Source organism: Ancylobacter polymorphus (assembly GCF_022836935.1).
In the GTDB taxonomy this organism is placed as follows: Bacteria; Pseudomonadota; Alphaproteobacteria; order Rhizobiales; family Xanthobacteraceae; genus Ancylobacter; species Ancylobacter polymorphus_A.
In genome coordinates, this window is sequence record NZ_CP083241.1 from 96217 (window position 1) to 108515 (window position 12299).

The 12299-nt window shown below is 64.1% G+C and carries 14 protein-coding genes and 1 pseudogene; 10 read left to right on the forward strand and 5 right to left on the reverse strand.

What is annotated here, in order from left to right; genetic code table 11:
- Positions 1-75: 75 nt before the first annotated feature.
- Positions 76-1314 carry an MFS transporter gene (locus K9D25_RS22755; RefSeq protein WP_244451289.1) on the reverse strand — a complete coding sequence of 413 codons (1239 nt, stop codon included), beginning with the start codon at positions 1312-1314 and terminating at the stop codon, positions 76-78.
- 69 nt (positions 1315-1383) lie between these two features.
- On the opposite strand from K9D25_RS22755, the gene K9D25_RS22760 reads away from it, so the two are divergent.
- Both K9D25_RS22760 and catB read left to right on the forward strand, forming a co-directional pair.
- Entirely contained in the window at positions 1384-1827 is a 444-nt protein-coding gene (locus tag K9D25_RS22760) for a helix-turn-helix domain-containing protein (RefSeq protein WP_244451290.1), read from the forward strand.
- A gap of 329 nt (positions 1828-2156) precedes the next feature.
- Positions 2157-2795 (forward strand): type B chloramphenicol O-acetyltransferase, encoded by a 639-nt coding sequence (gene catB, locus K9D25_RS22765; RefSeq protein WP_244451291.1) that lies wholly within the window; start codon positions 2157-2159, stop codon positions 2793-2795.
- Positions 2796-3003: 208 nt separating this feature from the next.
- On the opposite strand, the gene K9D25_RS22770 is transcribed toward catB, so the two are convergent.
- Positions 3004-3486, reverse strand: coding sequence for a DMT family transporter (locus tag K9D25_RS22770; RefSeq protein WP_244451292.1), 483 nt, complete (start codon positions 3484-3486; stop codon positions 3004-3006).
- A gap of 72 nt (positions 3487-3558) precedes the next feature.
- Between K9D25_RS22770 and K9D25_RS22775 the strand changes: the two genes are divergently transcribed.
- On the forward strand, positions 3559-4479 hold the full coding sequence (locus K9D25_RS22775) for a LysR substrate-binding domain-containing protein (RefSeq protein WP_244451315.1): 921 nt from the start codon (positions 3559-3561) through the stop codon (positions 4477-4479).
- A gap of 128 nt (positions 4480-4607) precedes the next feature.
- Here K9D25_RS22775 and K9D25_RS22780 read toward each other — a convergent pair whose 3' ends face one another.
- The 3 genes and pseudogenes from K9D25_RS22780 to K9D25_RS22790 form a co-directional block, all read right to left on the reverse strand.
- Positions 4608-5768 (reverse strand): MFS transporter, encoded by a 1161-nt coding sequence (locus tag K9D25_RS22780; protein WP_244451293.1) that lies wholly within the window; start codon positions 5766-5768, stop codon positions 4608-4610.
- A gap of 58 nt (positions 5769-5826) precedes the next feature.
- Entirely contained in the window at positions 5827-6300 is a 474-nt protein-coding gene (locus K9D25_RS22785; RefSeq protein ID WP_244451294.1) for a helix-turn-helix transcriptional regulator, read from the reverse strand.
- Between the two features lie 332 nt (positions 6301-6632).
- Positions 6633-6814: pseudogene (locus K9D25_RS22790) on the reverse strand (transposase); the annotation flags it as partial.
- A 223-nt stretch (positions 6815-7037) separates the two neighbouring features.
- Between K9D25_RS22790 and K9D25_RS22795 the strand changes: the two are divergent.
- The 7 genes from K9D25_RS22795 to rpiB all read left to right on the forward strand — a co-directional run bounded on the left by K9D25_RS22795 (position 7038) and on the right by rpiB (position 12271).
- Positions 7038-7790 (forward strand): FadR/GntR family transcriptional regulator, encoded by a 753-nt coding sequence (locus tag K9D25_RS22795; RefSeq protein WP_244451295.1) that lies wholly within the window; start codon positions 7038-7040, stop codon positions 7788-7790.
- 28 nt (positions 7791-7818) lie between these two features.
- Entirely contained in the window at positions 7819-8730 is a 912-nt protein-coding gene (locus K9D25_RS22800) for an NAD(P)-dependent oxidoreductase (RefSeq protein WP_244451296.1), read from the forward strand.
- Positions 8731-8773: 43 nt separating this feature from the next.
- Positions 8774-9457 (forward strand): amino acid ABC transporter permease, encoded by a 684-nt coding sequence (locus tag K9D25_RS22805; RefSeq protein ID WP_244451297.1) that lies wholly within the window; start codon positions 8774-8776, stop codon positions 9455-9457.
- 10 nt (positions 9458-9467) lie between these two features.
- On the forward strand, positions 9468-10130 hold the full coding sequence (locus tag K9D25_RS22810; RefSeq protein WP_244451298.1) for an amino acid ABC transporter permease: 663 nt from the start codon (positions 9468-9470) through the stop codon (positions 10128-10130).
- 30 nt (positions 10131-10160) lie between these two features.
- The gene (locus K9D25_RS22815) at positions 10161-10925 is read left to right on the forward strand and encodes an amino acid ABC transporter ATP-binding protein (protein WP_244451299.1); all 765 of its coding nucleotides are present in this window, start codon (positions 10161-10163) and stop codon (positions 10923-10925) included.
- 35 nt (positions 10926-10960) lie between these two features.
- A complete protein-coding gene (locus K9D25_RS22820; RefSeq protein WP_244451300.1) occupies positions 10961-11761 on the forward strand; it encodes a transporter substrate-binding domain-containing protein in 801 nt (266 codons plus the stop codon).
- A gap of 63 nt (positions 11762-11824) precedes the next feature.
- Positions 11825-12271, forward strand: a complete 447-nt coding sequence (rpiB, locus tag K9D25_RS22825; protein ID WP_244451301.1) for a ribose 5-phosphate isomerase B — start codon at positions 11825-11827, stop codon at positions 12269-12271.
- Positions 12272-12299: the final 28 nt, after the last annotated feature.

A 12299-nucleotide genomic window follows, 5' to 3' on the forward strand; every position in this document is an offset into this window, starting at 1 on the left:
GGCCTCTCCCCGTGGCGATCATCATTCACGGAAGGCTATATCGCCTGATCGGAGGTCGCGCGGCAGATGCTGTCATCAAGACGCACGCGGGGCTGCTAGACGATGCCCGAACGCCACCGCGATGGCGGCGAGCATCATGGCGCCAGCCAGCAGGAAAGTCTGCCGTATGCCCGAGGCGAGGGCCACGGGCGTCGCGCGGACGAAGTCCTCCGTCCCCACGCCGAAGGCGAAGACGGCGCCCATGGCGGACGCACCGGCCATCAGGCCGATATTGCGTGACAGGCCGAGCAATCCGGAGACGGCGCCGCGCCGGTCTTGGGAGATGTCGGCCAGCGCGGCGGTGTTGTTGGCGGCCTGGAACAGCTGATAGCCGGGCGTCAGCACGATGATAGAGAGTACATAGCCCGCAACGCCGATCCCGTTCGGCAGAAACGCCAGGAGAAGCGCGCCTGTCGCCAGCAGGACCAAGCTGATGGCCAGCATGCGGGTACTCCCCCAAGCATCGACCAGCCGCCCGGACGGGACGCCGCTGAAGATGGAGATCACGGGGCCGACCGCCATGACGAAGCCGACCTGCCGCGCCGTCAGACCAAGCCCGCCGCTGAGATAGAAGGGCCCGACCACCAGCGTCGCCATCATGACGGCGGCAACGACGATGTTCACCAGAAGGTTGGGCGCGAGGCTCCGGTTTATGACGGAGCGCAGGCGAACGGTCGGTGCCTTTTCCTTCACGGGCTCGGCCGGGAGCATGGTGATCGCCAGTATCAGGGCCAGAGCCGCCAATGGCACCTGAACCCAGAAAATGCCCCGCCATCCGGTGACCGGGATCAGCAGCCCACCGAGCGGGGGGCCAAGCGCGGTGCCGAGCGCCGACACCGTGCCGAGCAGGCCCATGGCCCGCCCGACGCGCGCCTCGCTGGCAGTCTGGCGCATCAGCGCCATGGCGAGCGTCATCAGGAATGCGGCCCCGACGCCTTGAAGCACCCGAGCCCCGATGAGCAGCCACAGATTCGGCGCGACGGCGCACAGCAGCGAGGCGACGGCGAACAGGGCGAGGCCGGCCACCAGCATGGGCTTGAGGCCGCAACGGTCGCCGAGACGGCCGGCGATCAGCACGCAGGCCGTCAGGGCCGCGAGATAGGCGACCACCACCGCCTGTACCTGTGCGAAGGGGGCTGAGAAGGCCTCGGCAAGCGCCGGCAAGGCGATATTGGCGATGCTCGTGCCGAGGGCGGCCAGCAGCATTGCCAGCGCCAGTGTGATCGCGACGCTCGTTTGCGCCTTCTCCGCTACGCCCGAACTCAACCGTTCCATCGTCTCGACCTCTTGCTTCCGTATCCGTTGGGGAGCAGGCTGCCACCTCAAGTCGACTTGAGGTCAAGCATGAAGTTTCTGGATATTGGAGAGGTCGCGGAGAAGAGCGGAAACAAGCCTTCGACGCTGCGCTATTATGAGGAAGCCGGGCTTATTTCCTCGGTCACCCGGCATGGATTGCGCCGACAGTTTCCACCCGAGGTGCTGTTGCAGCTCAAGCTGATCGCGATGGGCAAATCGGCCGGCTTCTCGCTCACCGAGATCGCGGGGATGTTCGGCAGGAACGGTATGCAGGATCTGCCGCGGGCGGCACTACACGCGAGGGCGGACGAGATTGACCGGAAAATCCGCGAGCTGACGGCGCTGCGCGACACCCTTCGCCATGTCGCCGATTGCCCGGCGCCCTCTCACATGGAATGCCCGACATTTCGCCGGCTGGTAGACATGGCGGGCAGACGCAAAGGAAAGCCCGCGAAAGGAAGTCGCTCGAAGTCAGGCACCCCACGCGCATAGAGTGTTTGCGAGCGCCGGCGGGGGTTAGCGAGCCGTGTCGCGCTTGGAGCAGACATTCCGAACGGCACCACGGCACGTCGGCTGTGGGGTTGCTTCAGGGTAGGCCCAGCCCCGAACGGATGCGTTGCGATGCCGCCTTGGCATGGCGCATCGACTCGGCCATGGTCCGCTCATGAAGGCCGCAGACCGAACCACCGGCATCGCGCTTCCGCGTTTCTGACGTGAGAAGCTGGGACGGGCGATCCTGTCGATCGCCTGTCGGCGTTCGCCTGTACGACAGCGGGCGAACCGGCGCCGCACGCGCGGCTTGCGAACCTTCGGATTCTCTCATGCACAACGTCTTCGAGAGCCCTTTCAAGGGCATCACCCTTGATCGCCTCGTCACCCATCCCAACATCCGGGTCGGGCGCTACAGCTACTATTCCGGCTATTATCACGGGCATGGCTTCGACGACTGCGCCCGCTTCCTGCTGCCGGACGAGGGCGCCGACAAGCTCATCATCGGATCGTTCTGTTCGATCGGCTCGGGCGCCGCCTTCATCATGGCCGGGAACCAGGGCCATCGCAGCGACTGGATCAGCACCTTTCCGTTCTTCTGGATGTCGGACGTGCCGGCCTTCGCCGGGGCGGAAAATGGATACAAACCGGCGGGCGACACGGTGATCGGCAACGATGTCTGGATAGGCTCCGAGGCGGTCGTCATGCCGGGCGTCACCATCGGGGACGGCGCAATCATCGGCACGCGCGCGCTGGTGACGAAGGATGTGGAGCCCTACGCCATCGTCGGCGGTAACCCCGCCAGGATCATCCGGAAGCGGTTCGACGACTCTGCCATCGCCAAACTTCTGGAGCTTCGCTGGTGGGACTGGAGCGACGAGAAACTGCGGGATGCCATGCCCCTTCTTACCAGCGGGGATGTTCCGGCCCTTCATCGCCGTTGGAGAAGAGCAAATGCCCGCGCGACTTGATCACTGCGGTCGAACGGGCGCGCCGCAGCAGCCTTCCCATCGAGCCGTACCGGCGCCGGCCTTGCGGGCGTCCGGGCGCGGGCGGACCCAGTGCGACCGCCGGTGTCAGGCCCGCTAGAGGCCCGGATCGTCCCGCGCCGGGCATCGTCATTTATGCTCCGTGCCGCGGACCTCTCCGCAGCCACGGCACGGGGCGCAAAGGCCCCTGTCACGAACCGGCGGGTGGTTTTGCACCCAGCCCCTGGAACTGCATCACGATCAGCCCGAGAAAGACCAGACCGAGACCGACCAGACGTGAGGGTGACAACGGCTTTCGAGGCAGCCCCACCAGGCCCCACTGGTCGATGACGATCGAGGCAAGCATCTGCCCGGCGATCGCCGCGACGACGAAGCCGGCAGCGCCGAGTTTCGGCGCGAGCAAAAGCGCGCCGGTGATGTAGACCACCCCGACAAGGCCGCCGATCCATATCCAGCGGGGCGCCTGCGCCAGATGCGACAGGCTCGGCGTCCCCGTCTTCGCCAGCACCATGACAGGCAGGATGCAGGCGAAGCTGACACAAAGCGAGATGAGCGTGCCCCAGAGGGGGTGGCCGAGCGCTCGTCCGAGCGCGGCATTGGCGCCCGCTTGAAACGGAACGACGGCTCCGGCGATGACAGCAGCGAGGGTGAGAAGCACGGCGTTGGTTGGCATGGCGGACCTCCGATGCCCACCCTCATCCCCTATCGGCTTGGCCGATGGAAATTCCGATGTATCATTCTCGTTATGCACGACACGAATACACTTCGGGGCGTTGATCTCAATCTCCTTGTCATCCTCGACGCCCTTCTCATCGAACGGCACGTGTCGCGGACGGCGGCGCGGCTGAACATGAGCCAGCCGGCCGTCAGCCATGCCCTGGGGCGTTTGCGCCATCTCTTCGATGATCCTCTCCTGATCCGCCGCGACGGCCGCCTGGTGCCGAGCGCAAAGGCACTGGAGATCGCTCCTGCGCTGACCGATGCCTTGCGACAGGTGCGGGACGTTCTGGGGCCGAGAGGCTTCGACCCAGCGGGAGAGAAACGGACGTTTCGCCTTGCGATGTCAGACTATGGTTCCGCCGTCCTTCTCCCCGGCCTTGTGAGGAAGCTACAGCTTGAAGCCCCCGGGATCGATCTGACGATCACCCAATCGGGCCGTGAAGCTATGCTGGGCCGGGTGCTGGAGGGAGACTGCGATCTGGCACTGGGCGTCTTTCCCGATCTGCCTGCCCGGGTGGAGGCGCAGGTGCTCTTCGTCGAGCGCTTCGCCTGCCTTGCGGACCGGGAAACACTTGGGGGCCGCGATCATCTGGACATTGCTGCCTATCTACGCAGGCCTCATATGCTCGTTGCCATGGAGGACGGCTCTACCGAGATCGAGGCAGCCCTAGGCGCGACCGGCCATGTGCGCCGTATTGCCGTCACGCTGCCGCACTGGGGGACGGCACCGCGGCTGATCGTCGGGACCGACCTCCTTCTCACCGTCGCGCGCAGGACGCTGGCGCCCCAGCAGCACGATCCGGCCTTCGCCGTCTTCGAGCCGCCTTTTCCGATCCCGCCCTTCCGCTTTGTTCAGGTCTGGCATGAACGACGCAGCGGTGATCCCGCGCATCTCTGGCTGCGCACGGCCCTTGCCCAGGTTTCCGTGGCACTTGACGAGGACTAGCGGTTGCGACCGACCGAAGGAAGTTCAGCGTGGCGACCAAGGAGGTCTGAGAGCTCTGCTATCGTGCCGTTTGATTCCCCCGCTGCGGATTTCGCATCCACCTAGCGGTATTGTTTCGACCTGGACGATTATCTCTCCTGAGAGCGGCCGATGAGAAGGGCTGCAAGCGCTGCACAGGAGACCGATGCTGCAAATCCTGCTAGGGGCGCGAGGCCCAGCGCCAGATGAGGTGCCAAGACCGCTGTCCCAAGGGCTGCCGCCATGAGCACAAGAAGGACGACGAGCGCTGCGGCCCGACCATCGTCTCCATCCGCAGCAACGATCGCCCGGTGAAAGCCTATTGGACCCCGTAGGCCGAAGCCGAGGCCATTGAGGGCAAAGAGCGGCAGGATGACTTCAATGCTGCCGTAGCCCGAAACGGCAGACAGGAAAATCAATCCGAAGGTAGCGGCTAGGAGGCCTGTGCCCAGCCAGAGCAGTTTCGGCGCGCCAATACGCTCGGCGATGATAGACGACAAAAGGCTCCCGGCAATGAAGGTTGCAACGCCTACCAGTTGGAGGGCAATGAACGCCTCCATTCCGAAGCCCTGCTCGACGAATACGGCCGGAGCGCCAAAGACGAAGATAAGGATACTTGCCAGCGAGAGGGATTGGCTGATCCAGTATCGCAAGAACAGAGGCTTTCGCGCCAAGGACATGTAACTGCCCTTGGCGAAGCTGCGCTTCCCGGAAAATGGACGCAGCAGCACGTGTGATGCCACCGCGCAGCCCAACCCAGTTCCAGCCAAGACCCAGAAGGACAGGCGCCAATCGCCCAGCCCGAAAAGATACAATCCCGCGATCGGCGCCAGCGCGGGCGCAAGGGACTCCGCAGAACCGAGCCACCCCATGGCTTTGGGCGCATGCTCGTCTCCAAATATGCAGCGTACAATGCCGGGCGCGAACACGGCTGGGGCGGCTCCGAGTGCTCCTTGGATAAAGCGCCAAGCGACCAAAGTGTCCAATTGGGAGACCGTTGCCGCGATGGCGGACACCAGAGCGAAGAGGACGAGCGACAACGTCAACAGCCTCACGCGATCGATCCTGGCCCCGAGTTCGCCAAAGGCGAGGAGGCCCAGGGCTGTGCCGAGCGAATAAGCTGCGAGGACCAGTTGCGCGCGAGCTGTATCGCCGCCAAGCCTTTCCGGCAGCAACGGAACCGCTGGCAACACCAAGTCCACGCCCGCTATCCCGATGATGGTTGAAGCGGCGACGACAAGAAACAGCGGCATGCGTGAAGGTGCAGACATGCCTGGCATGTGCCCGTCTGAGCAATGCAAGACAAGGGCTCCAGGGCTGCGGAATATTTTATGCGGGAAGTGACGTGGTCAGTCGAACGGCCCGGCCGTCGGCAAGGAGCAGCCTTTCCCAACGAACCATGCCGGCAGAGATCGGCACCTCGGGATCGCAGTTCGCGCCTGTCGCGAATTCCATCTCCGCAGCAACGTCATCGAACCATCCGATCGAGTTCAGGCTGCGCTCTGCCGCCTCAATCTCTGGGGATGCATAGAGCAGGAGCGATTTGCCCAGTGCCTCGGGTGGATCGAGTTGCCATTCCGACCAACGTGCGGGAGAAGCCGCGAGTAAATGATGAGTTCGGTCGTCAATCAGGTGCACTCGGCTGGTCGACGAATTGATGAGCCTGGCCAATATCCTGTCAGCAGACTGGCTCGGGCGCAGCAGGTGTTGTTCGAGCTTTCCGATCTGCTGGCCTGTCGGCTGGAGCAGGCCGCGTTCAAGGCGAGACAAAGTCGGCTGACTAATATCGAGAAGCTCGGCCAAGTGCTCCTGCTTCATCCCCCGGAGTGTTCTGAGACGACGTATCCAGGCCCCCGAACGCATCTCACAAATCTCCAGATCGAACCCGGCGCAACAACCGCCTCAAGGATGATGCTTGTGAAGCTATTGGATGTTCGAGCTTGGACTGTAGAGTTGAGACGGACGGCTAAGCAAGGTCCGCTTCCAAGGGTGCAGAACCACCTGCAGCTGGCGCAATGTACCTACGCACCGTATTTCGCTGATGCAGCCGTTACCAGATAATGACCGGCGTGGCGGGCCTTCCTGACGGACGGCTTGGGGGCCGTATTCAGACTGTCCGCTTTTTGACGCAGGCTGTCGGAAGCAGACGTCAGGTGACGCATATCGAGCGGGGCGAGCCCTCATATTTCTTCTTCCAGTTGAAGGAGGCGGGCTGGGAGATCCCAGCCAGCCGTAAGATATCTGCGACCGGCACGCCGTCCGCTACCTGCTTCAGGATGAACGCCTTGTGCACGTCCGAAAACTTCGATGCCTTCATCGTCTTCCGCTCCTCCCCGCCAGGGAATTGTGGCGCGGGAAACTCTAGCTTCGAACGGTACATTTTCAGCGATCAGATCAGTTCCGACCGTTATTCAAAGTCGGTCCGCTCGGACGTCGGCTCCAAGCCGTTGATCAGCTGATGTCTGGACAAGGGCACGTCCTGCGCCTTGACCGCATGCCCGTGGTATGTACATTGGTCTGACCACGGACAAGCTAAAGCGATGACCGAGACTTTTGAAATCACCCGAGTTGACGAGCAGGGCGGCAAGGGCTTCGAGAAGGTGTTCGCCTTTCTGCGCGAGCGCCTTCTTGCCGGGGCGCTGAAGCCGGGTGATCGGCTCATCCCCGAGCGAGAGCTCGCCGCACAACTCGGCGTCAGCCGGCCTATCCTGCGGGAGGCGCTGCGGGCGCTCACCGTGCTCGGGATCGTGGAGATCCGCGACCGCGTCGGAACCATTGTCCGGCGGCCGGATATTTCCGTGCTGAACGACTTCTTCACCTTCGCACTGGCGCACCGCGCCGACCTGATGGACGACATCGTCCAGGCGCGTGTGGCGGTCGAGTGCCAGTCCATCCGTCTCGCGGCGGAGCGGGCGAGCGTGAGCGACCTGGAGCGCCTTCAGGCAGCGCTGCGCCGGATCGAGGCGACGATCGACGATGCCGATCTTGGTGCCCTTGCCGACTACGACTTCCATCATGCCATCGTGCAGGCGAGCGGCTCCGAGACCCTGCGCGTGCTCTACGATTCCATGTCGGCGGTGTTGATGCGCTCGCATGTCGATCGCCGGCACCTCGTGCGCATCTTCGACATGCGGACCTACCTGATCGAGGACCACAAGCGGGTCTTCGACGCCATCGTCAGTGGCGACCCGGAAATTGCCGACCGTTCGCTGCGCGAACACTTCGCCATCGGCGACGAGTTCCGCCGCAAGCTGGCCATCGAGGGAGGGCGGCGGGCCGGCACGCCCGACTGATCAGCGCCACAACAAAAAGCAGGACGCTATGGGACGGAAACACCAAGGAAACGTCGGCTTCATCGGCCTCGGCACGATGGGGCGCGAGATGGCACGCAATCTTCTTGAAGCCGGTTTCACCGTGCATGTCTTCGATGTCGTGCCGGCGGCGATCGATGCGCTGGTGGCGCTCGGCGCGACGGCGGCGGACAGTCCGGCGGGCGCGGCGCGCGATGCGGATATCGCCATCACCATGCTGCCCGACACGCCGCAGGTCGAGGATGTGGTGCTCGGTCCGGCAGGATTTCTCGCCAATCCGCCGCGCGGACGGCTGGTCGTGGACATGAGCACCATCTCGCCCGTCGCGGTGCAGAAGATGGCCGCCACGCTGCAAGCGGCCGGCATCCAGCTGCTGGACGCCCCGGTTTCCGGTGGCCCGGTCGGCGCGAAGAACGCGACGCTTTCCATCATGGCGGGCGGCGAGGCCGAGGCCTTCTCACGCGCGCGCCCCTTCTTCGAGGCGATGGGAACCACGATCCATCATGTGGGCGCGTCCGGGGCCGGGCAGGCGGTAAAGCTGTGCAACCAGCTCATCTGCGGCATCAATATTCAGGCGATTTGCGAAGCGCTGGCGCTGGGCCGCGCCCTGGGAGTGGAGCTGGGCCAGCTCCGGCAGGTGCTGCTTGGCGGCTCGGCCGCCTCATGGATGCTCGACAAGCTGGGCCCGGCCATGATCGCCGGCGACGACAGCGCGGGCTTCCGTATCGACCTGATGCTGAAGGATCTCCGGCTGGTGCAGGAACAGGCGCTCGCCCTGTCCGTGCCGCTTCCGGGAACGGCGCTGGTCACCAGCCAGTATCTCGACGCCCGCGCGCATGGCGAGGGGGGCAACGGCAATCAGGCGCTGTTCCGCGTCTATGACCGCATGGCCAATCAGCCGCGTTCGTCCAGCGACGCCTGATTTCCCTTGCCAATTGTTCTCGACAGGTAGGTGGAGCCCCACGATGGGTCTCGTACTTGATTTCTCGGTGGTGGTGGAGCGCTGGCACGCGCTTCTCGACGGCGCCGCGCTGACGCTCCAGCTGGCCTTCATCGCCGTCATCTGCGGTGCGGTCATCGGCATTTTCGGGGCGATCGGCCGGCGGAGCGGCAACGTCTTCGTCGAACGTCTCTGGGGGGCCTATGTCGAGGCCATTCGCAACACACCGCTGCTCGTCCAGATCTTCCTCGTCTATTTCGGCCTGTCGAGCCTCGGCCTGCAGTTCTCCGCCTTCACCGTTGCCGCCGTGGCACTGACCATCAATGTCGGCGCCTACACAACCGAGATCATGCGGGCCGGCTTCGACTCCATCCACAGGGGCCAGATCGAGGCGGCGGAGGGGCTCGGCCTGTCGAAAGCGCAAATCTACTGGCACGTGATCATCTGGCCGGGCATCGAGCGGGTGTATCCTGCCCTCACCAGCCAGTTCGTCCTGCTCATGCTGGCCTCGTCCGTCACCTCGCAGATTTCGGCGGAGGAACTGACCGCCGTCGCCAACTATATCCAGTCCGAGACCTACCGTTCGTTCGAGACCTATATCGTCGTCGCGCTGATCTATGTCGCGCTGTCTTTCATCATGCGCTTCGGCTTCTGGCTTCTCGGGCTGGCCCTGTTCCCCCGCCGCCGCCGTCTCGGCACTCCGTTGTGAGGAGAGGGTCATGGGTGGCGCACTGAACATCAACCATCTTCTCTTCCTCGGCCACGGAGCCCTTTGGACCATCGGCCTGTCTGCCATCGCGCTGATCGGGGGCGGCGCGTTCGGGCTTCTCGTGGCGCTGGGACGCGTCTCCTCCAGCCGGGTCCTGCGCCTGCTGGCGGCGACCTATGTGCAGCTGATCCAGGGCACGCCGCTGCTCGTGATCATGTTTCTCTCTTTCTTCGGGCTTGCGGCGATCGGCTTCAACATCTCGCCGCTCCTCGCCGCCGGGGCGTCGATGACCATCTTCGTCGCCGCCTATCTCGGCGAGATCTGGCGGGGCTGCATCGAAGCGGTTCCCAAGCCGCAGTGGGAGGCCGCCGAAGGGCTCGCTTTGTCGCGCACGCAGCGCATGGTCAAGGTCGTTCTCCCGCAGGCGATCCGCATCGCCACCCCGCCGACGGTGGGGTTCATGGTGCAGATCATCAAGAATACCTCCCTCGCCTCGGTGGTCGGTTTCGTCGAACTGACGCGTTCCGGCCAGATTATCAACAATTCTCTGTTCGAGCCCTTCCTCATCTACTCGATCATCGCGCTCGTTTACTTCTCGCTCTGCTATCCGCTCTCGCGCCTCAGTCGGAGGCTTGAGCGCACGGCCCTCCAGAAGAAGCCGTCTCTCGCGTGACGGCCCGAGGGAAAGCCAGGGAAAACGCCCATGAATGCCCATCAGACCGCGCCCATCTCCGCATCCGCCGCCCCCGTCGTGTCGCTGCGCAATGTCCATAAGAGCTTCGGTTCGCTCAAAGTTCTGGACGGCGTGAGCTTCGAGGTCGGGCGCGGCGAGGTGACCGTGCTCATCGGCCGCTCCGGTTCCGGCAAGAGCACGGCCCTTCGCTGCATCGATCGCTTCGAGAGCATCGATGACGGCCAGATCGAGGTGTGCGGCCGTCGGGTCGACGATGCGGGACTGGACCTGCGTGCCTTGCGCCAGGACGTCGGCATCGTGTTCCAAAGCTACAATCTGTTTCCCCACCTCACCATTGAAGAAAACATCACCCTTGCGCCCCATGCGGTGAAGAAGGTGCCCAAGGCCGAGGCGCGCGCGCTGGCCGCGAAGGTTCTTGCGCAGGTGGGGCTGGAGGAGAAGCTGCACGCCTATCCCGAGCAGCTCTCCGGCGGCCAGCAGCAGCGCGCCGCCATCGCCCGCTCGCTCGCCATGCAGCCCAAGGTGATGCTGTTCGACGAGGTCACCTCGGCGCTCGACCCGGAACTCACCGGCGAGGTTCTCAAGGTCATCGAGGCGCTTGCCGCCGACGGCATGACCATGGTGATGGTCACCCATGAGATGAGCTTTGCGCGCGGCATCGCCGATCAGGTGGTGTTCATGCACAAGGGCAAGGTCCACGAGGCGGGACCGGCCGACATCCTCTCGAAACCCTCCACTCCCGAACTCGCGCAGTTCGTCGGCACGGGGTTCTGAGGCGTTCGACACAACCAAAATCAAGGGAGAGACGCATGCTCAAGCAAACGATGTTCGCCGCCGCCCTCGCGGCGACCTGCCTGTTCGGCGGCGCCGCCGCTCACGCCGATCTGCTCGACAACATCATGGCCGCCAAGAAGATCCGGATCTCGACGGACATGGCCATTCCGCCTTCTGGCATGATGGACGCCAACATGAAGCCCACCGGCTCCGACGTGGAGACCGCCGAGCTTCTCGCCAAGGATCTCGGCCTGGAGATCGAGTGGGTGCAGACGACCGGTGCGACCCGCATCCCCAACCTTCAGACCAACAAGGCCGATGTGGTGATCTCCACCCTCTCGGTGACGCCGGAGCGCGCGAAGGTCATCGACTTCACCGAGCCTTACGCCGCTCTGGAATCGGTCGTGGGCGGCCTCAAGACGATCGAGGTTAAGGACTGGGCCGATCTCAAGGGCAAGAAGATCGCGGTCTCACGCGGCACCACGCAGGACACCGCCCTGAGCAACCGCGCCAAGGATGGCGGCGGTTTCGAGGTCGCGCGCTATGACGACGACGCCACCATGGTGACGGCGGCGGTGACCGGCCAGGCCGATTTTGTCGCCACCTCGGCGACCATCGTGAACCAGATCGGCGTGAAGAATCCCGCCCGGGCATTCGAGCCCAAGGTGCTCATCACCACCTTCAACCTCGCCATGGGCGTGAAGAAGGGCGAGCCGCGCCTCGTCGCCAAGCTCAATGAATGGATCGCCGCCAACATCGCCAATGGCAAGCTGAACGCAATCTACAAGAAGTACCACGGCACCGACCTGCCGGAGAACATGCGCGGCGCTAGCTGAGCCGTTCGCACATGGCGGCGCCCCACCGCGGGCGCCGCACCCCCTCATCAGAAGGAAGACATCATGCGCCTTGTCATTGGTTCCGATCACGCCGGCTGGATGCTGAAGGGCGCCGTCATCGACCATATTCGCAGCCTTGGACACGAGGTGATCGACGTCGGTTCCTATGACGACAAGCCGGTCGATTTTCCCGATATCGCCCGCCAAGTCGCGGCGAAGGTCACGTCCGGCGAAGCGGAGCGCGGCATCATGGTCTGCGGTACCGGCGTCGGTGCCTCCATTGCGGCCAACAAGATGAAGGGCATCCGTGCCGCTGTCTGCCACGACATCTACTCCGCGCATCAGTCGGTGGAGCATGACGACGTCAATGTCATGTGCATCGGCGCGCAGATCATCGGCCCGTGGCTGGCACAGGATCTGGTGACCTCCTATCTCGCGGCCGAGTTCTCGACGGATGAGGATTTCCGCCGTCGGGTCGAGAAGCTGCAACAGATGGACGCGGAAGGCTGACGCTTATGAGCGCCGCGCGGAGGAGCAG

Coding starts and splice junctions, on each gene's coding strand:
- K9D25_RS22755 (WP_244451289.1), bottom strand. CDS start 1,314: ATGGAACGGTTGAGTTCGGGCGTAGCGGAGAAGGCGCAAACGAGCGTC.
- K9D25_RS22760 (WP_244451290.1), top strand. CDS start 1,384: ATGAAGTTTCTGGATATTGGAGAGGTCGCGGAGAAGAGCGGAAACAAG.
- catB (WP_244451291.1), top strand. CDS start 2,157: ATGCACAACGTCTTCGAGAGCCCTTTCAAGGGCATCACCCTTGATCGC.
- K9D25_RS22770 (WP_244451292.1), bottom strand. CDS start 3,486: ATGCCAACCAACGCCGTGCTTCTCACCCTCGCTGCTGTCATCGCCGGA.
- K9D25_RS22775 (WP_244451315.1), top strand. CDS start 3,559: ATGCACGACACGAATACACTTCGGGGCGTTGATCTCAATCTCCTTGTC.
- K9D25_RS22780 (WP_244451293.1), bottom strand. CDS start 5,768: ATGTCTGCACCTTCACGCATGCCGCTGTTTCTTGTCGTCGCCGCTTCA.
- K9D25_RS22795 (WP_244451295.1), top strand. CDS start 7,038: ATGACCGAGACTTTTGAAATCACCCGAGTTGACGAGCAGGGCGGCAAG.
- K9D25_RS22800 (WP_244451296.1), top strand. CDS start 7,819: ATGGGACGGAAACACCAAGGAAACGTCGGCTTCATCGGCCTCGGCACG.
- K9D25_RS22805 (WP_244451297.1), top strand. CDS start 8,774: ATGGGTCTCGTACTTGATTTCTCGGTGGTGGTGGAGCGCTGGCACGCG.
- K9D25_RS22810 (WP_244451298.1), top strand. CDS start 9,468: ATGGGTGGCGCACTGAACATCAACCATCTTCTCTTCCTCGGCCACGGA.
- K9D25_RS22815 (WP_244451299.1), top strand. CDS start 10,161: ATGAATGCCCATCAGACCGCGCCCATCTCCGCATCCGCCGCCCCCGTC.
- K9D25_RS22820 (WP_244451300.1), top strand. CDS start 10,961: ATGCTCAAGCAAACGATGTTCGCCGCCGCCCTCGCGGCGACCTGCCTG.
- rpiB (WP_244451301.1), top strand. CDS start 11,825: ATGCGCCTTGTCATTGGTTCCGATCACGCCGGCTGGATGCTGAAGGGC.